The organism is Mesorhizobium sp. M1A.F.Ca.IN.020.06.1.1, assembly GCF_004023265.1.
Classification (GTDB): domain Bacteria; phylum Pseudomonadota; class Alphaproteobacteria; order Rhizobiales; family Rhizobiaceae; genus Mesorhizobium.
Genome location: NZ_RZSR01000011.1, coordinates 1 through 19,198 on the forward strand (window position 1 = coordinate 1; position 19,198 = coordinate 19,198).

At 59.5% G+C, this 19,198-nt stretch carries 17 protein-coding genes; 11 read left to right on the forward strand and 6 right to left on the reverse strand.

Translation table 11 applies throughout. The features are described from left to right. Positions 1 to 678 (reverse strand): MFS transporter (locus EOA60_RS01230; protein WP_164899156.1); only part of this gene is annotated, 678 nt, incomplete at its 3' end. A gap of 135 nt (positions 679 to 813) precedes the next feature. After that, entirely contained in the window at positions 814 to 2,409 is a 1,596-nt protein-coding gene (locus tag EOA60_RS01235) for a GMC family oxidoreductase N-terminal domain-containing protein (protein WP_067330764.1), read from the reverse strand. A 462-nt stretch (positions 2,410 to 2,871) separates the two neighbouring features. Between EOA60_RS01235 and EOA60_RS01240 the strand changes: the two genes are divergently transcribed. The 8 genes from EOA60_RS01240 to EOA60_RS01275 all read left to right on the forward strand — a co-directional run bounded on the left by EOA60_RS01240 (position 2,872) and on the right by EOA60_RS01275 (position 11,770). Beyond that, positions 2,872 to 3,579: a hypothetical protein gene (locus EOA60_RS01240; protein ID WP_245322553.1), complete on the forward strand. Its 708-nt coding sequence runs from the start codon at positions 2,872 to 2,874 to the stop codon at positions 3,577 to 3,579. Positions 3,580 to 3,706: 127 nt separating this feature from the next. Continuing rightward, positions 3,707 to 4,297: a DUF1349 domain-containing protein gene (locus EOA60_RS01245; protein ID WP_245322552.1), complete on the forward strand. Its 591-nt coding sequence runs from the start codon at positions 3,707 to 3,709 to the stop codon at positions 4,295 to 4,297. A 605-nt stretch (positions 4,298 to 4,902) separates the two neighbouring features. After that, positions 4,903 to 5,781 (forward strand): dihydrodipicolinate synthase family protein, encoded by an 879-nt coding sequence (locus EOA60_RS01250; protein ID WP_095826391.1) that lies wholly within the window; start codon positions 4,903 to 4,905, stop codon positions 5,779 to 5,781. A gap of 81 nt (positions 5,782 to 5,862) precedes the next feature. Continuing rightward, positions 5,863 to 7,443, forward strand: coding sequence for an ABC transporter substrate-binding protein (locus EOA60_RS01255; protein WP_095826390.1), 1,581 nt, complete (start codon positions 5,863 to 5,865; stop codon positions 7,441 to 7,443). Positions 7,444 to 7,515: 72 nt separating this feature from the next. Further along, the gene (locus tag EOA60_RS01260; RefSeq protein WP_245418846.1) at positions 7,516 to 8,472 is read left to right on the forward strand and encodes an ABC transporter permease; all 957 of its coding nucleotides are present in this window, start codon (positions 7,516 to 7,518) and stop codon (positions 8,470 to 8,472) included. Between the two features lie 17 nt (positions 8,473 to 8,489). Beyond that, a complete protein-coding gene (locus EOA60_RS01265; protein ID WP_095826388.1) occupies positions 8,490 to 9,320 on the forward strand; it encodes an ABC transporter permease in 831 nt (276 codons plus the stop codon). Between the two features lies 1 nt (position 9,321). Next, positions 9,322 to 10,896 carry an ABC transporter ATP-binding protein gene (locus EOA60_RS01270; protein ID WP_245322551.1) on the forward strand — a complete coding sequence of 525 codons (1,575 nt, stop codon included), beginning with the start codon at positions 9,322 to 9,324 and terminating at the stop codon, positions 10,894 to 10,896. A 58-nt stretch (positions 10,897 to 10,954) separates the two neighbouring features. Continuing rightward, complete coding sequence (locus EOA60_RS01275) at positions 10,955 to 11,770, forward strand: IclR family transcriptional regulator (RefSeq protein ID WP_245322550.1); 816 nt, start codon at positions 10,955 to 10,957, stop codon at positions 11,768 to 11,770. Positions 11,771 to 11,801: 31 nt separating this feature from the next. On the opposite strand, the gene EOA60_RS01280 is transcribed toward EOA60_RS01275, so the two are convergent. Continuing rightward, complete coding sequence (locus tag EOA60_RS01280; protein WP_095826386.1) at positions 11,802 to 12,857, reverse strand: Gfo/Idh/MocA family oxidoreductase; 1,056 nt, start codon at positions 12,855 to 12,857, stop codon at positions 11,802 to 11,804. A gap of 131 nt (positions 12,858 to 12,988) precedes the next feature. Here EOA60_RS01280 and EOA60_RS01285 point away from each other — a divergent pair, with 131 nt between their 5' ends. Then, positions 12,989 to 13,810 carry a helix-turn-helix transcriptional regulator gene (locus tag EOA60_RS01285; protein ID WP_067330581.1) on the forward strand — a complete coding sequence of 274 codons (822 nt, stop codon included), beginning with the start codon at positions 12,989 to 12,991 and terminating at the stop codon, positions 13,808 to 13,810. 99 nt (positions 13,811 to 13,909) lie between these two features. On the opposite strand, the gene hisN is transcribed toward EOA60_RS01285, so the two are convergent. Both hisN and EOA60_RS01295 read right to left on the reverse strand, forming a co-directional pair. Beyond that, positions 13,910 to 14,701, reverse strand: a complete 792-nt coding sequence (gene hisN, locus EOA60_RS01290) for a histidinol-phosphatase (RefSeq protein ID WP_095826385.1) — start codon at positions 14,699 to 14,701, stop codon at positions 13,910 to 13,912. Positions 14,702 to 14,728: 27 nt separating this feature from the next. Then, positions 14,729 to 15,913, reverse strand: a complete 1,185-nt coding sequence (locus tag EOA60_RS01295) for a Gfo/Idh/MocA family oxidoreductase (protein WP_095826384.1) — start codon at positions 15,911 to 15,913, stop codon at positions 14,729 to 14,731. 526 nt (positions 15,914 to 16,439) lie between these two features. Here EOA60_RS01295 and EOA60_RS01300 point away from each other — a divergent pair. Then, a complete protein-coding gene (locus tag EOA60_RS01300) occupies positions 16,440 to 17,198 on the forward strand; it encodes a DeoR/GlpR family DNA-binding transcription regulator (RefSeq protein ID WP_095826383.1) in 759 nt (252 codons plus the stop codon). 49 nt (positions 17,199 to 17,247) lie between these two features. On the opposite strand, the gene EOA60_RS01305 is transcribed toward EOA60_RS01300, so the two are convergent. Further along, positions 17,248 to 18,132, reverse strand: coding sequence for a sugar phosphate isomerase/epimerase family protein (locus EOA60_RS01305; protein WP_095826382.1), 885 nt, complete (start codon positions 18,130 to 18,132; stop codon positions 17,248 to 17,250). 485 nt (positions 18,133 to 18,617) lie between these two features. Between EOA60_RS01305 and EOA60_RS01310 the strand changes: the two genes are divergently transcribed. After that, positions 18,618 to 19,198 (forward strand): thiamine pyrophosphate-binding protein (locus EOA60_RS01310; protein ID WP_164899157.1); only part of this gene is annotated, 581 nt, incomplete at its 3' end.

Sequence of the window (19,198 nt, forward strand, 5' to 3'; positions counted from 1 at the left end):
CCCCAAGAATGCCAGGCCACCAAGCAGGTAAAGATGCTTCCTTATTGCATTATCGAATTTGCCATCCGTCGCCTCAATGGAGTCGGCAGGATCGTCGAACCGGCCTGAATTGTTCCATCCTATGCAGGCGACGACCGCGACTGCCGCAACACCAAGTCCCGCCACCCCAAGACAAACGGCCAAGGCGCCGCCGTTGGACAGTATCTGGCCGACAACGAATGCGCCGATCAGGCTTCCGAAACTGAATACGGCATGAAAAGAGGACATTGCTTGCCGACCCATGTGACGCTCCACTGTCGACGCATCAATATTCATCGATACGTCGAGCGTCCCGAAACCGATACCGGCAAAAAACACAATCAACGCCAGCCAATAGGTGCCACCGGCGTACGGGAGGGCCAACAGCGCTGCGCCGAACGTTAGAGATCCCAGCAAGCTGAGCACACTGCTCGGGGCAATGGCAGCCAAGCGACCGATATTGGTCATCATCACAATTGCGCCCAGAGCGAAGCCAATCAGGATCCACCCGAGTTGCGCCTTGTCCAGTTCCATTTGAGCGCTGAGGACTGGAAGTGAGGACGCCCAAGCTCCGATGCCGACGCCTGCTCCCAAAAAGAAAAGGCTGCAAAAGAAACGGCTGCTTCGGATCGCAGGGGAGATCGTCGAGCTGTCCTTCACTATCGCTATTCTCTCTGGTGTGGCGTTCAAATTGAGACACCGGTGATTGGAGCGAGGCCGTCATGGTTGGGGGTGGCCAAGGCAGGCCACCGCGGGCGCCGGCTAATCTTTGAGAGGGAGCAGGGTCGCGCGTTTCTACTTGCCATGCTGGACAAAGTTCGCAGTCCTCTCGCCGATCATAATGCACACAGCGTTGGGATTGCCGGATATGAGCGTTGGCATGACCGACGCATCCGCCACGCGAAGGCCTTCGATACTGTGGACGCGAAGCTCGGGATCAACCACTGCCATGCCGTCCTTGCCCATTCGGCAGGTGCCTGCAGGATGCAGCGCCGGATGCGCGACCTCTTGGCAGAACTTTCTCACCTGTAGTGGCGTCGCTGTCCCGGCGGACGGGATCTGCCTTGAGGCAATGTAGCGGCGGATGGCGGGTCGCTCCATGATATCGAACGCCCCCATCGTTCCTTCAACCACCGCATCGAGATCATAGGGGTCGGAAAAATACCGCGGGGCCACGCGTGGGTTGGCGTAAGGATCGGCACTTTTCAGCGTCACTTCCCCTCGAGACCGAGGCCGGATCTGTCCTAGGTTTATCGTGCAGCCGTTTCCGCCCGGGACGGCGTCGACGCCTTCCTCGATGCCCGCACCCACGACCATGAAATATTGCACATCCGGGATCGCTTCGCTTGTGTTGCCCCACCAGAACGCCCCTCCTTCGATCAGATTGGAAGAAGCCGGGCCATCCCTGAACAGTAGATAGTTCAGGCCAGCCGCGGCTTTCCAGTGCGGCTTCTTGTATTTGTCGTAGCTGTGGGGCCCGTTCAACTGATAGACGAGCGATATCTCGATATGGTCCTGCAGGTTCTGTCCGACCCCGGGCAGATCGGCAACGACAGGAATGCCATGTCCGCGCAAAGCGTCGGCCGGACCGATCCCTGATAACATCAGCAATTTCGGCGAGGCAATCGCACCTGCCGACAAGATTACTTCGCGACTGGCCATGAGGGCCCATTTGCGGCCCTTCGCTACATACTCGACCCCGACGGCCCGCCCCTTTTCGACAATTATCCGCGTGACCGTGGAACCCGTTCGAACCTGGAGATTAGGTCGGTGGCGGGCGGGTTTGATGAAGGCCGTTGCGGCGCTGCTGCGCCGCCTGTTTTTGGCGGTGATCTGGTAAAGACCGCAGCCGGCCTGATCGCCGGAATTGAAATCAGGATTATAGGGCAGCCCAGCCTGCTGGCACGCCTGCAGCCAGGCGCGTGTGAGGGGGTGGATATGGTCGATGTCGGAAACGCCTAGCGGTCCCCCTACGGCGTGGGCCTGGTTGCAGAACCGGTTGTTGTCTTCCGACCGCCGAAAGTAGGGCAACACATCATCATAATTCCAGCCATCCGCGCCGAGCGCTTCCCACCGCGCATAGTCGGATGGCGCGCCGCGGATATAGATCATCGCGTTGACGGAACTGCCGCCGCCCAGCACCCGGGCCTGGACCATCGTCGGCTGCTCGACACGGGATTGGGCTGCGGTTGGTTCCCAGGGAATCCTTTTCAATAGGGGCCCTTGTGCGGTCTTATAGTAGGCACCCGGGATATGGATGTAGGGATTGAAGTCGCGTGGGCCTTCCTCCAGCAGGAAGACCGAGGCATCAGGATCTTCCGAAAGCCGCGCGGCAACCACGCATCCAGTCGAGCCGCCGCCAACGACTATGTAGTCACAGTTGGTCTGCATAATTTCATCCCGCGGTCGGATGCCCAAGAGCGCCGAGCCATACTTTGTCATGGGTCGAGATCCTCTGATCGAGCTCCAGCCTGAGGTCGGGTTTCATGCCGGATTTTGGCGCGGCAGATCTCCTGTTCGATCATCGATACGACGCAATGTCGAAGCTGCCTCTGCCAATCTCGCCCAGTAGGCAAACATCGAGAGCTCATGACAAGTTCGCAACGCATGGAACATGGAAGCAATGTGACGCGCCGAGCGAGAAAGTTCGCTGTGGTGAGGTCACTCTTTGCCTGGCATCGCTGGCGCCCTGAGAGCCAGTCTTTCGAAGACACCCGATTGCCGGCTTACCCACCGGGACCGGCGCACTTCGCAATATGGCGCAGAATTGACGTCAAGTTACGACAAGAATCGTCCAGACGCGCACTTCTTTTGGCGTCCGCATTGTGGTGTGGTCGGGCTCAGGTTACCCTGATGATGGACGACAAAACCGTGCCGAACCAGACGAGAGACCTTTCGTTTGCCGACGACTTCATCTTCGCCAAGCTCGTCGAAGATGTCCGCGACTATCCCGTTGAAGACGCTGTCGTTGTGAATGTCAGCCCCAGCGCGATGATCACCGGAGATGAGCATCCGGCGATCGTGCCTGCCTGGAAATCGACATGGCTGAAGGGCGGGCAAATCAAATCCGCGGAACGGGCGGCGCTTCTGAAGGTGCGAAAAGCCACCAATCTCGGGGGGTGCATGTTCCGCGGCTGGGACTGGCTTGGCAATCGAATCAAGAGCTTCCCACGCGACACGCCGCTGTTCATTTCCCCGCAGGATGAGATCGGCACGGTCAGCACCGATCCTTTGGTATTCACCAACGAGCGCGCAGCATCCGGCTCCCCGCAGACGTTCACGCTCAAGCTGAACCTTTGGTGGTCGCCGGGGGACACTGACTGCTTCATTCACAATGAGCATCGCTTCCTTGAAACACACACGCAAATCCACGGCTCCGGCCGGATGCAGAAGTTTCGACTTCGTGACGAAACGACAATTTATGAAGACGTTGTGATGCCGGTCGGTTATTCGCATGACCCCTTCTGCAGGGTCAGCGGCAAGAATGAGTGGGCCTACCCATGGCACCGCTACTACGCGGATACCGATTCGGTGTGGCTCGCCATAGAACTCCACCCCTGAATTCGGCGATCCTTGGCGCGCTTCGCGGACGATATCAAGCATTGGCGCCGAGTGGCGTTCTCAGCGCTGTTTAAGCCGGTCAAACCGGCCGGCTCTCGGCGGAATTTGTTGAAGTGAAGGAAAAAACATGAAGCTCGACAGCATGCGCGTTGAGGGGGCTGACAACGGCTCCGCGGCAATCGAGAACGCCTCGGTGCGGCTGCGGGCCAACGCGAACACGGACTGGTTCTTCGCCCCGAGCGGCAAAAGCCGGGCCGCGAATGTCACGCGATTGGTGCGCGAGATCGACGAGCAGCATTTTGCGCTGTCTGCCAGGGTCTCTGTCGACTTCGCCTCTGCTTACGATGCCGGCGCGATCTTCATCGAATGTGACGACAACAATTGGGCAAAGGTCGCCTTCGAATTTTCTGCCGCGCGTAAGCCGACCATCGTGAGCGTGGTGACGCGCGGCACATCCGACGACTCGGACGGTCCTCGTCATTCCGGCGCCCACGTGTGGCTGCGTGCTTATTGCGATGGCGAGACGGTCGCGTTCCATTTTTCGGAAGACGGCAAATACTGGAATTTCCTGCGCTGGTTCACTCTGCCCGGTGTAGCAAGGCGGCCGGTGCGTATGGGACTTGGCGTTCAATCGCCGACGGGCGAGGGGACGACCGCCGTCTTCTCAGACGTCAGGCTTTCTGTCGCCAAGATCAGCGATCTGCGCAACGGACAATAGCTGACCGTACTTTGGCCGTTGAGGACAGCTGCGCCAGTTCGTCTCATATCATCGATCTCGGTCGGGCAAACAGCGACTGACCGTCCTTTATGGTCGTCCGCATCGCTTTCCCTGCCAGACGCCGACGGTGATGCGAGATGGGGCAGGACACTGTGATCGGGGTCACGGATGTCACGCCGTCGCGTTACGGGGGTGGCCTGTTTCCAGGTCGCAAGAACAGTGATCCTTACGGATCGGCCGAGGTACGGGGCCTTGAGCACAAGCGCGATCGCCGCGCCAGGAGTGCAAAGGTCGCAAAGGGTGTAGTGCGGGATTTGGTTGCCACCAAGCCCGCGCAACTCATGCCATGACCCCGCTGTGTGCATTCTCGTCTTGCGCCACAAGATCGGTGCTCCGACCGCGTCGCATTATGGCCGGCTTCACTGCTCCCCGCACGAAGATGCCTGTTGACCAGCGAACGGGTTCGGCGGGCTGAAAACCAAAGCGCAGCAAGCCTGTCTCGGTCATTCAGCGCCGTCATTGGGAAATGCCCTTGACAAGCTCCGCGCTTCGCAGGATGTTCATTCAGTAATAGTGACTTTCACTAAGTGAAATAAGGAACTGCAATGGCGACTGTGCTTCAAAAGGACGAGATCAAGGGGATCATCCCGCCGCTCGTTTCGACGTTTAGACCCGATGGTGATCTCGACCTGGATCTCTTCAAGGGTGAGCTTCGGTTCATGGAAAGCGCTGGCATTCGCCTTGCCGTGGTCGGCGGAAGCACCGGTTCGGGCGATGAGCTTTCCGCAGAGGAACTCGAGCTCTTGGTGGAAACAGCCACGGCCAACAGCAAGCTGCGCGTAATCGCCGGGATAATCACAACCACCACCCGCGACGCCATCAAGCGTGGTCTGCTCGCCAAGCAGGCCGGCGCCTGTGCGCTGATGCTTGGGCCACCAATCTATAATACCCCGTCGGGCGATGGGCTGGACAAGTTCATCCAGGATGTTGGGGCGGCGACCTCTCTACCCATCATCTACTATAACCACTTCTTCAACCCCCCTGCCGTCATGCAGCGCGTAGCCCAACTGCCCGAAGTCATCTGCGTGAAGGAAGTGGCGCTGGAGCCGGTGACGGAACTCGTCCAGACCGTCGGCGACCGGGTCGCCATTGCCGCTGGGGCGGACAGCGTGAACATTGCGAGCTTTCTGTTTGGGGCGCAGGCCTCGATTTCCGGCATCAACACCGTCATCCCGAAACAGTACGGGGAGATCTTCGCCGCCCACGCAGCCGGCGACTACGTCCTTGGCCGGAAGCTGACGGACAAGATCGCGCCGCTCGCACGGGAGATGACCAAGAGCGTGAATTTCCCCGCCCGCATCAAGTTTGCCATCAACGCTCAAGGCCGCAAGGTGGGTGAACCGCGCAAGCCCAATGGCAACCTGGCCAAGCAGGACCAGGAAAACATCCTGAAGGCCCTCAAGCTTGCTGGACTGCTTGCCTAAGCCGTGGCCAGGCGCGGGCGCTCCGCCCATTGGTTGAATGAATAAGCCGAAGAAAACCATCTAAACAGGAGGGAATGTGGAATGAGCAAGGACATAAATCGCCCAAAGGCAGATTCGACGCTTATCGGGCGGCGCGATGTGCTGAAGACAGGCTTGTTGTTGGGCACCGGTATGATGCTTGCCGGGGCGGGGCTTCGCCCGGCCCTGGCCGATGAACCGAAGCGGGGAGGGACGCTCCGCGTCGGTCTAGGCGCAGCCGGGGCGAAATCGTCGCTCAACCCCTTCATCTCGACAGGCGATATGGATTTCGCCGTCGCCCAGTCGATCTTCGACCGGCTCACCGACTTCGACAAGGATGGCAATCTCTACAACAAGCTGGCGGATGACTTCACTCACAACGCCGAGGGCAACGTCTGGAAAATCAAGCTCAAGAAAGGTGTGGTCTGGCATGACGGCGCGCCTTTCACGGCCAAGGACGTCGTCTACACCATCCAGTACATCCTCAATTCTGACAACAAGGCCGATGCCTACCCCAACCTGGCGCCGCTCATGGAGCCGAAAGGGGTACGCGCGCTCGACGCCAATACGGTCGAAGTCGAATTGAAGCAGCCCTATGCGCTGTTGCCGCAAGTGCTGGGCAGCAAGGTCATGTTCCTCATGAAGGACGGCACGACCGACTTCGACAAGCCGATCGGGACCGGGCCCTTCAAGTTTGTGTCATGGTCCCGCGGTCAGCGGGTGACGCTGGCACGCAGCGATAACTATCGCACGCCCGACCAGCCATATCTCGATGGGGTCGAATTCATCGCGATCAACGACCCGACCGCGCGCATGAATGCGCTGGTGGCCAACCAGGTCGACGCCGTGGCTCAGCTCGATGGAAGTCTTGCGCGCCTGATTGAAGCAAATCCCGCACTCACCCTGCTGCGCTCGAAGAGCGGTGCCACGACCGACCAATTCATGATGACGAACCTGAAACCCTTTACGGACGTGCGCGTCCGCCAGGCGTTCCGGCTCATGATCGACCGCCAGCAACTGCTCGACAACGCATTGTCGGGATATGGCAGGATTGGCAACGACCTGCATTGCATCACGGATCCAGACTACGCCTCCGAACTGCCGCAACGCGCTTACGACCCGGATCAGGCGAAATCGCTGCTCAAGCAGGCGGGCTTTGACAATAGCCAGGCGATCACCCTCTACACCTCGGATGCCGCTCCAGGCATGCAGGCGTCGGCTACGCTCATCGCCAACCAGGCCAAGAAGATCGGCGTCAACATCGAACTTCTGGTCGTGCCGCCCGACAGCTACTATTCCGGCCCGAACTTCAAAAAGACGCAGATGGGCAGTTCGGATTGGGGACAGCACACTCTCGAATCCCAGTTCGGCCAAGGCTATGCCCGGGGTGCCTACTGGAACGAACCGGATTGGACCAGTGACGAGTTCGACAAGTGGGTAAGCAAGGCAAGAACCACGTTCGATGGCCCCAAGCGCCGCGAATATTATGTGGAGGCTCAGAAGGTCCTGTGGAACGAGGGAGCTTACATCATCTGGGGCTTCCGTGATCTTCTCGACGCCGCCAGCGCCAAGGTCAAGAATATCGTTCCCTCCACCCAGAGAAATCTCGGCTATTACCAGTTCGAAAGCGTCTATCTCGGGTAAACTGCAGCCGCCGTGGCCAGCCAAGCCGCGGCGGCTCCCTTTCTCTGAAGGTGAGACCCCTTGAATAAACCCTTGCTGCAGCTTCTGTTGACAAGAATAGTCCTGGCTGTCGTCACTCTTTTTGCCGTCTCCATTGTCGTCTTTGCCGCGACCCAATATCTGCCGGGAGATCCGGCCCGGGCAGCGCTCGGTGCCAAGGCGGACCCTTCGGCGGTGGAGGCGCTCAGGCGCGAGTTTGGCATGGATCGGCCGGCCGTCGTGCAATATGCCAGCTGGATCGGGGGCGCGCTCACCGGCGACTTCGGCCGGTCAATTCCGTCCGGCCGGCCAGTCTGGGAGACGATTGGGCCGAGGGCCGTCAACACCCTGATACTGACGGTCACATCGCTGCTCCTGCTGATACCGCTCTCCTTCGTGCTCGGCGTTGCCGCGGCGATCTACAAAGACAGATTGGCCGACCACCTGATATCAGTTCCGACAATCGTGACCGTTGCCCTGCCTGAGTTCGTAATCGGCACGGTATTGATTGTGCTTTTCGCGGTTTATCTTCGTTGGTTGCCGCCGGTTTCGCTGATCAACGACAGCCTTCCGCTTTCATCTCAATCGACCCTTTTCATTTTGCCGGTCCTGACCCTGCTCGGCACAACGCTGGCCCAGGTCGTACGCATGGTGCGGGCGGTGGCACTCGAAGTGTTGAACGCCGAATACATCTATATGGTACGGCTGAGGGGCATAAGCCCCGCGCGGGTGCTATTACGTCATGTTCTTCCCAACACGATCACACCCAGCATCCAGACGATCGCGTTGAATGCGGCCTGGTTGGCCGGCGGAGTGGTAGTCACCGAGTCCGTCTTTCAACTGCCGGGCATCGGCAGCGCGCTCTCGGAAGCGGTTATCAACCGAGACATGCCGACAGTGCTGGCCATCACGCTGATCATCACGGCGACCTATGTGCTTATCAACCTGGTGTCCGAAGCGCTGATCCTTCTTCTTAATCCAAGGCTGCGCGTGGCGCGCGGCACGACCTAGCCGGAGAGATTGACCGTATGCGCCGCTCCGTCCTGCGCCTGACCCTGGCGAAGCCAGCAGCTCGCATCGCTCTGGTCCTGGTCGTCATCATCGTTGCCCTCGCCTCGTTCGGACCATTGTTCAGTCCGTACGCCTTCGATGAAATCGTCGGGGCTCCCTTCGCGACCATAACCCACGAGCATTGGCTCGGAACCGACTTCCTGGGGCGCGACACTTTCAGTCGCTTTCTCTATGGCGGGAGGACTGTGCTCGTCGTCGCGCTTTGCGCGACCGTGGCGGCCTATGTAGTCGCGGTGCCGCTTGGCATCTACTCGGGCATGCGGCGAGGCCCGCTGGATATTTTTCTGATTGCCATTTCCGACGTGATCTACGCGCTCCCGCCGGCCATCTTTCTTCTCGTCCTTCTCGCCTCGACCGGGCCAAGCCTGCCCACAGTCATCATAGGGATTGTGATCCTGCATTCACCCCGCATCTTCCGTATCGTGCGACTGATCACGATGGACATATCAAAGAACGAGTACGTCGAAGCTGCCTTCGCGCGCGGGGAAAGCTGGGCCGCAATCTGCTTCCTTGACATCCTGCCCAACGTGTTGACACCGGTCCTGGCCGACTTCGGGGTCCGACTTTGCGGGTCGATCATCCTCTACGCTTCGCTAAGCTACCTGGGCCTGGGCCTGCCACCGCCGGCGGCCGACTGGGGTCTGATAATCAGCGAAAACCGGATTGGCATCACGATCTCGCCATGGATCGCAATCGCGCCAGCTCTGGCAATTGCTGCCTTCTCCGTTGCCGTCAACGTGCTTGCCGACAGCTTTGCGCGCTCGGTCGGTCGGTCGAAAGAGATTTGAAATGACCGAAGCAATCCCGCTCGTTGTGCAATCGCTTTTCATGCATGACCTCAACGGCCGCGAAATCGTCAGCGACGTCTCCCTTCATGTGAAGCGGGGTGAAGTCCTGGCCATCATCGGTGAATCGGGATCTGGAAAGACGTCAGTCGCCTTGAGTTTGCTAGGCTTTGCGCGGCCGGGAATGCGCATTTCCTCCGGCAACATTTTGATTGCCGGCACCGACATCCTCTCACTCTCGGGCCGGAGGCAACGTGCCTTCCAGGGCGGCAAAGTATCGCTGGTTCCACAGAATCCGACCACGAGCTTCAGCCCCCGCATGTCAGTCGGCAAGCAAATGGCCGAGCTTCTTGCGGCGCACGGCCATTCGGGCACCGGCATGAAGCAACTGATGCGTGACGCGTTGCGGAGCGTCGATCTCCCAGACGATGAAAAGTTTTTGAGACGCTATCCCTTCGAGCTCAGCGGCGGTCAACTGCAACGCATCGCAATTGCCATGGCCTTCGTCACGGCTCCGCAGGTCATCGTGATGGATGAGCCCACCACGGGCCTGGACGTATCCACCCAGCAAACGATCCTTGAGTTGATAGCGAGGCTGGTCAAGTCCAGCAGCGCCAGCGTGGTCTACGTCACCCATGACCTTGCGGTCGTGAACGTCGTGGCCGACAGGGTGGCCGTCATGCTTTCTGGAAGGATCGTCGAGCAGGGGAGCCGCAGGCAGGTCTTCGCAGCACCGAGCGACGACTATACGCGCATGCTGCTCGACGCTATTCCACGACTGGTAACCGATGGTCCTGCGGCGGCGTCCGAGGCCGACGGTGCCAAAATCCAGAGCGTCCTCGAGGTGAAGAACCTGCGCGCGGCCCATGGCCACGTCGAGGTCGTGCACGGCGTTTCATTCTCGGTCGGCAAAGGCGAGTGCGTCGGCCTTGTCGGCGGCAGCGGCAGCGGCAAAACCACTACGGGCCGATGCGTGACCGGTTTGCACAGCAACGCTTCGGGCGGCTTGTTGTTCGAGGGGCATTTGATGCCGTTCGCCGTCTCAAGTCGCTCCAAGGCAGATTTGAGCGCCATGCAGATCGTCTTCCAAAATCCTGACCGCTCGCTCAACCCAAAGGAATCGATCGCGCAAAGCATCGCCCGCGCCGTTCGCCTGACGGGGCTGGCTGACAAAGCAAGGGTCGGTGCCGAAGTGCGGTCGCTTCTTGACCGGGTTCGATTACCGCAACGGGTTGTCAATCTTTACCCGGGCGATCTATCGGGAGGCGAGCGTCAACGCGTGGCCGTGGCCCGCGCGCTCGCGGTCAAACCGAAGCTTCTGGTGTGCGACGAAATCACTTCGGCTCTCGACGTGTCTGTGCAGGCGGCCGTGGTCGAGCTTCTGCTCGATCTGAAGAAGGACGGCCTTGCGATGCTTTTCATAACCCACAATTTGCCGCTGGTCTCCGAAATTGCACAATCCATCATAATCATGAAGGATGGGAGTATCGTTGAGGCGGGACGAACGAATGACGTCCTGCGTTCGCCAAAGCACTCTTACACAAGAATGTTGTTGGACGCCGCGCCGCGACTTAATTGACGACCGGCTCGACTTGGAGCACCAAAGGGCGATTGCTACGGGATTCGCTGGAACGATCTTGCCAAACGACCTGTTCACCGACGAGGAAAAAAGTGCCCGCTTCGACGCTGTCGATCGGGCGGTTGCAGTCTTGCGCGTTCTTGAGCGCTCTGATCAGCCCATGTCGCTGTCGATGATCGCGCGCGAGGTCGGGCTGGGACAGCCAACCACGTCACGTTATGTGGCCAGTCTCGTCGGGCATGGGCTGATCGAAAAGGTGAATGGAAATCGCTATGTGCTGGGCATTGGGCTTTATATTCTTGGGCAGAAATCACTCCATCGCAGAGACGTTCGAACGGTAGCCCACCCCTATCTGGAAACCTTGCATGAACAGTTCAACGAGACGGTAAGCTTCGCACTTTGGCTGCGCCACGAGGTTGTTGTCGTGGATTGTATCGAGGCCATGCAGACGTTGCGTCAGGGAGCATCCGTGGGAGTAGTCAACCCATGGCACGCCACTTCCCTCGGAAAGTCGATTCTCGCCTGGCTTGATCCGCATGAAGTGGATGTGCTGCTGAAGCAGCCGGGGCTGCCCCGTTACACCTATAACACCCTCACCACAGTCGACCAATTGCGTGCCGAATTTCCACTTATCCGGGAGCGAGGCTATGCGATCGACAACGAGGAGTCCGCCATAGGAGGACGCTGCATCGGTGCACCCGTCTTCGATCAATCGGGGCGCCCGCTCGGCGCCATCAGCATCAGTGGACCAATCGCGCGTGTTACCGACGAGGATGTCCCCTCGACCGGAGGGCGAATTGCCGAGATCGCAGGGCAGATCTCCCGTGCAATGGGGTATTCGGGGAAGCCATCCCGTGACACCAGGCGCGTCTAGGCCGCTCTTGCTCCTCGCTTTCTGGTGCGGGTCACTGGCCCGCAGCATCCTGTGCAGATTGATCTCGCTTAAGGAGGCCCCTCGTTGGCTGACCTCCTTGAACTGTGGCGGTGCGGCGCTTCGAGGCGGCCTTAGCCAAAGCCTCCGCGGCGCGCAGGGCGGCGACATTATCTGACCCCCGTGCCAGCCAAGTCAGCCTGCGCTCCCCGGCGCTGACAAAGTCCTCGACTGCAGCAAGATGCGAATCCCCGTCGCGAACCGGCACGAGCTCGTTCTTGGCTGCGTGCCGACGCATGAGCGTACCCGAAGCCTTGCCATTCAGCGTACCGTGGGCGATCAGCGTGCCGCGATCTCCAGCCACCACAACCGTGCTTTCCAGGTCGGCGATCGCAAAACTTTCGAATGCATGAAACAGACTGCCATCGTCGAGTTGGAAGGAATAGGAAATTTGGTTGGGTCTGCCATCGGCAACAGTGCAAATGGCCGAGACTTCGCGCGGTTCTCCACCCGTCAGGAACCTGGCAAGGTCGATGTCGTCGACGGACATGTCGAGATAGATGTCGCCCTCGCTGTCGAGATCGTCCTTTCTGCGCTTGGCTGCGGGCTTGTACGGTCCCTCGCGGGTAAGAAGGATCGACTGGACCTTCCCGATGTCACCATCCAGGATCAGCCTGCGCATGGTCTGGTGTATGGCCGACGCACGGAACGGGTGATGTACCGCAAGCACGATCCCGGCGGCGTCGCACAGACGCGCAAGCTCAGCGGCTACTTTGCTGTTTTCGGAGATTGGTCCGTCACAAAGGACGTTCTTTCGCGCTTTCGCCGCAGCAGTGATGTAATGGGCCCGCCGCCTCAATCGCGCGCTGACATAGGTGAACTCGACGTCAGGATCGCCGAGAGCCTCCGACAGGTTGGTCGTCCATTGCGGAATGTCGAGATCCTGAGCGAAATGAGCTGCATCCATCTTTCGGCGGCTGACCACCCACAACGGAGTATGCCCCTGCGCTCTGATGCCCGCGACCATCTGCTCCGTGGCAATGGTGCCGGTCCCCATAACTGACCACCCAGTCTTGCCGTGAATTGCCATGCCGGGCGCTCCTGATCTGGCCCCAAGTATGGGCGCATTCGCCTCTGGCAGCCAACTTCGCATCTCGTTGAAGTCTGCATTAAACTGACGTACAGATAGCGTCTGTTCGCGTCATAGGGGAGGCGATCGAGGTGAACCACATCGCGGGGGATACCGCCGCGCTCGCGGCAAATTTGAGGACCTTGTGCGATCGCCACGGGTCTGTCGCCGCTGTTTGTCGCAAATTAAACGTCAATCGGCAACAATTTAACAAATATCTCTCTGGCGCCCATGTGCCGTCCAGCGCCAATCTGCGCACGATCGCTAACTTCTTCGGATTGAGCGTTCCGATCCTCTTCTCCGACCCCGAGGAGTTCAGGACGCTCATTGATGGCAACTTTTTTCATGCGATGTCCACGGCGCGCCATCTGCCGGAGTTTGTCAACTTCCTCTCGAATATTGTCTTCGACGGTAGTGTGCAGGATTCGGAGATCCTGGGTGTCTATGACCGATATCAGTTTTCGTCGATCTATAAAGGTTTCATTCTAAAATCGGCATTCTGCCTCTATCGAAATAACAATTTTCTCCAGCATTACTATATCGAGCGGTTCCCGAGCTTCGACCGGCCGGGAAGAACGGAATACGTCTTCAAGTACTACGGGTTCAGCTTCCCAGTTGCGGACCGGCTGTTTACGGCCGATTTCGAAGGCATCCAGAGCAATGAGCTCACCTTCGGTGTCTATGCCCAGGTCAAGCGAAATGCGAAGCGTTTCATGTTCGGCATCGCCAGTGGCATTGCCGCCAATGCCTTCCGACAGCCCTATTCGACGAAGGTCGCCTTGCACTACAAGGGGCCGGGCCTGCTCCAACGCAGTCACCTCAAGGAACTTACCGTGATTGACAGGAGCGACCCAGGCATCCCGAGGGAAGTGCTGCAATATCTGGGCGACGGTTCGGACATGATCCAGATGTGAAATGCGAACCGACTAAGAGCATTACTCGTCGGCCCTATATTCGGCTTTGACGAACCCGACTTTCACGCTACCCGTTCAATCGCTTGAATGTCTTGCAGTTTAGGTGTTCAGGACGAGTTCATTCAGTGCCAACCGATGCAGCGACGGCGTCGCGGCGGCAAGGACGGGGCCTCCTTCCTCAGCTCGGCCGCCGTCGAGACGAGTGATCACACCACCTGCCTTCTCGATGATCGGGATCAGCGCGACGATGTCGTAGGGCTGCAGGGAAGGTTCAACCGCCAGATCGATCCGGCCCGCCGCTAGCATGGCGAAGGCATAACATTCCCCACCGTACCGGGTCATCTTGACCGCGCTGTTCAGCCGCTCGAAGCCAGCTTTGAGATCGCCGTGAAAATGTTCGGGGGAGTTGGTGTGGAGAATGGCGTCGGAGAGGGTGTCGATGCCACGCGTCCTGAGTGGCTGGGGCTCACCGGCGCGCTGGCGCCATGAGCCTGTTGCGTCCGCCCAGAACCGTTCGCCGATATAGGGCTGGCTGAGCATCCCCATCTCGGCGCGCCCGCGAACCGTCAGACCGATGAGCGTTCCCCAGACGGGGATGCCGCAGATAAAAGGTCGGGTTCCGTCCACGGGATCAAGCACCCAACGCCAGTCGCTACCGCCGCCCGTCTCGCCGAATTCCTCTCCAAGTACAGCGTGATCCGGGAACTCCGCCATTATGGCGGCACGCAACGCGATTTCTGCTTCTCGATCAGCCTCGGTCACCGGATCGAATCTATATCCGGGCTTCGGCTTGGTATCGACGGCAAGCTCGACCATATAGCGGGGCAGCGTCTCGGCATCCGCCAAATCAGCGAGACGGTGCAAGAATGATGGGTCCGGTGGCTTTGACATGTGTCACCTTGGCAAGGATTTAGAAGATCATTGGCTCGTCTGCTCGGAGCCGGGGAAGGCAATCCACGATTTGGAAGCTGAAGAACTGACGCCGATCTCGGAAAGCAGAACGCCCCGCAGCCCTTCGTAAACGTCTGCGATTGGCACCGGGAGCGCACCTCGCCAGTTTCGGCCGGCTTCAAGCGCAGTCGCATAATCGCTGTATAGAACGGCGAGTGCCTCGAGGTAACCTTCAGGAGAGCCCGCCGGCAGACTGGTCGCAAGTTGCGCATCCGAGGATATGTCGCCGTGGCCGCGACGATAGGTAAGGTCGCCTTCGCCGAGGCGGGACACCGTGAGTGTCTCCGGTGCCTCCTGACGCCACTCGAGGGTGGCCTTCGAGCCGACGATCTTGAAACGCAGGCCGTTGCGGTGGCCCGGAGCGGCAAGAGAGGACCACAAGAGGCCGTTGGCGCCGCCCTCGAATTCCAACTGGATCACGTCAGTGTCGTCTAGCCCGAAGGAGTCAACGGTTCGCATCAAATTGGCGTTGAGTGCGGTGCACCGGAGTCCGGAAACAAATTCGAGGATGTTGAAGGCGTGGGTTCCGATATCCCCCAGCGCGCCCGTCGGTCCTGCTTTTGCCGGGTCGCCGCGCCATATCCCGCCTTTGCCCAATTTCGACGGGTCGTTGACCAGCCATTCGAGCAGATACTCCACATGCATGAAGCGAACCTGACCGATTTCGCCTGCGCGGATACGAGCGCGCGCGTCTCGGACCATGGGATAGCCCGTATAGGTGTATGTCACGGCAAAGAACGTGTCATTTGCCGCTGCTATCCGCTGAAGCTCGCGCGCCTGTTCCGACGAATGGACCAGCGGTTTTTCGCAGATGACGGGAATCCCCGCTTCGAGAAACAGTTTGCATGGCTCGAAATGGAGATGGTTGGGCGTAACGATAATCGCGACTTCGATGGCATCATCGCGCGCCGCTTCCGCCGCTGCCATGTCGCCGAAGCTGAAGTAGGTGCGGTCCCAAGCCACTCCTAGGGCCTGGCCGGCTTCAATGCAGGCGTGACGGTCAGACGAGAACGCGCCTGCCACCAGTTCGAAACGATTGGTTAGCCGCATGGCAGTTCGATGCCGGCTTGCAAAAAAGGAACCTCGTCCTCCTCCAACCATACCCGCGCGAAGGCGACGTTTGCGGGGGATGTCATCTGTCAGGAGGTTCATGGGGTACTCTTGCGCATTTGGCCCGGCTCTCATCGGGTCTGGAAAGACAGGCGTCGCGCGTCGCTCAATCCGGCAGCGCCCGCGTCACGATTGAAGGCATCCTCCCACTCGCTCAATCGAGCGACAATTTCGCACGGCTCCAATCAGTGACGCACAGTGATGCGACCGTTGATGCCGTTCGATCGGAATGAGAGCCGAGCGCTCTATCGCGATAGCCGCACCGACATCATAGTCGCTCCACAAGACGCGCCGGCGCCACGCCAAAAGCGCAGCATCTCCTGCATGCAGCGGGGGCGTCAGGCACGATGAGCTGCGGATTGGTCGCGAGCCGGTTCTACCGATCCTGAAGTGCATTCCAAAGCTCGCCGGCAGGATCGACTGGCGTCGTCGCCCGCAGCGCGCGCCCCTGTCGTAGGCCAAGCGTGATGTCTGTTCACGACGACATTGCGGCATGAGGCGCTTGGGATTTATGTCCGCTGGGCTGGAACCGAATTGAAAGTTGCCCGGGTCCTAAGGATGTTTGGAAATGCTTGCTGAAGAACGCCAAGCGATCATTCGCGACAGACTGTCGGAGCATGGCAAGGTCCTGGCCAACGCGCTGGCTCATGAATTTCGTGTCTCTGAAGACACTGTGCGCCGCGATCTACGCGATCTTGCCAGAGCCGGACTTTGCCGCAGGGTCTATGGCGGAGCGCTGGCAAGGGCGTCGCGAGCTCAAGCCGGGCCCGAGCGGTTGAAAATCTCGGCCACGGATCTCGCGCCGCTGGCTGCTGCCGCAGCGAAGCTCGTACAACCCAGCGCAACGATTATAATGCACCATGCAGCCCTCTGCGTTGCCTTCGCCGCCGCCTTGCCCCGCGACATCTCGTTGACGATTGTCACAAATTCCCCACGCGTCACCACTGCACTGGAAGGGCATCGTCAAGCGAGCGCCATTCTTCTGGGCGGCTTGTTCGACCATGGCAGAGGATGCTCTCTTGGAACTGTCGCCCTTTCGCAATTGGAGCAGTTCAACGCCGACCTCTTCTTTGTCGCCGATTGCGCGGTCCATCCTTCCGTCGGCTTGACCGCCTTTGACCTTCCCGACGCCGAAATCAAGCGCGTTATGTGCCGCCGAAGCGCCGCGAGAGTAGTTGTCGCTACGGCCGAGAGCATCGCGAAAACCGCCCCCTTTCAGGTTTCGGGACCTGACGCGATCGACCATATGCTCGCTGGGCGCCAGCTTGATGCCGAGACCCTCGAACCGTTTCGCCGCCAAGGCACGCTTATCGACCACATTGGCTGAAGGCTGCGATAGATCCTTCGCAGGGCCTTGCGTCCATCTCGCCGGATGACTAACGAGCGACGAGATCCTGCATCAGGATTTTCAGACCGCGCGCCACATCGTAGCTGTCCATCTGGTGCTGCTTTTTGCAGAACAACTCGCAACTCCACCAGCTGTCGTAGCCGGTGGATTTCACTGCAGCCACCCACTCTCTCAGGTTCAATACGCCCTTGCCGGTTTCGACGTCGCGAAGAACAGGCTCGTTAGGGATGCCACCGCTGAACGCAAGAGAGTCACAAATGTGAACTCCGTAGATGAGGTCTTTGTCCAATTGCGAAATGCGTTCCGGGCCGTCGCCGGAGGTGTAACAGTGCCAGAAATCGACGACGACGCGTATGTTGTCGCGTGCCGCTTTCCTTATGGTCAGAAGCTGCCTGTCAATCGTATTGAGTGGGGTCCAGGACAGCGCCTCATGGTAGATGACCAGGTTGCGTTGAGCAGCGAGGTCGGCGACGGCTGCCAGCCCGGACGCCGTGATGTCGATCTGCTCCTCGATCGGCAGCCCGACGACGCCTCGGTAAAGATCCGGGTGCCTCTTGCTGGCCTCGGGATCGAGAGCCGCGAGACTGATTGGACCGGTGATGACCTGAATGCCCTTCGCTCCAACCGAGACGGCGAGTTCTATCAACTCTTCCGCGTCCTTCAGCAATGCTTTGCGGGCATTGCCGTGGCGCTCCACATCGAGAAGAAATCCGATGCCTGGAATGAACATGTCATCGATCAAGCGGCGCAGCTCCTGGAAAGTGAACCCGGCATCCAGAAAAGCGCGGATCTTGGCCCCAGAGGCTTCCAGTCCGTCGAAGCCGAGCTCGCGCGCAATATCCACATCTAGGGCCAGCGTGCCGTGTCGCGCCACGAGAGCATGAAGAATTAGCTGGTTGCGCTTCGTCGTCATTGCTGTGCCCGTCGCTTGACTACCGGATTAGCCAATGCCAGGTCCCTGCCGGATCACGACGGTGGCATAGAGCCTCGCTGGCTCTGCGGCGCCAGGCCGATAACCACTCTGGTTGCTCATGGCTTTGACCATCGCGAGCCGACTACCCGCGCAATCAAGACATATCGCATGCCGAGGGGGAACTGCGCGGCAGCCCGAATTCGTGCGCGACCTAAGGTTCCGGTCGCGTCACGTTGCGCCAAATGCGCTGCTAAGGGGGCAAAATGGCTTCCGACTAAAAACGAGCCCGCTATGCGGCTGAGTTCGCAGCCCACGAGAACTGACCGATCCCATATGTCGCAATGCTTCTTTCTCAGCGCGTCACATCGCGTCTATTAAAGCTACCCTGCGAACTTGTCGCGCAGCCACAGATGACTGCTTACTAGGCGCATGGACGAGGAGCATATCCACAATCGCCTCGCCAACAAAGACAAGAGGGTCGAACAATGAAACTGACCGGCGGGCAGATCGTCGCGAAAGCGCTCAAGGAATATGGCGTCGAATACGTGGCTGGTGTTCCCGGCCATGGCATCTGGTCTCTGTTCGATGCCTTCCTGGAGGAAGGCTCGCAACTGCCCTTCATCCAGGTGATGCACGAACAAAGCGCCGTTCACATGGCGGACGGTTATTTCCGTGCAAGCGGCCGGCCAATGGCATGTTCGACATCGGTCGGGCCAGGTGCGACCAACACAATTATTGGCCTCGCCACAGCCTATTGCGATTCCACCTCGCTGTTCTACGTCTCCGGCTCGCCACAGACCTACATGCACGGCCATGGCACCATGCAGGAGATCGAGCGCCAACAGGACAATGCTTTCCCCCGCATCACCGAGCAGGTGACAAAACGGGCATGGCAAGCCCAGTCCGTGCAGGTCCTGCCGAGCATTATGCATCGCGCCTTCAACGCCATGCTCACCGGCCGCCCGGGTCCCGTGCATGTCGAGGTGCCGATGGACGTTCAGGTCGAAGCGGCCGATGTCACCATTCATCCGCTGGAAAAGCGCCTTCCCATTGGCGTGGCCTATCC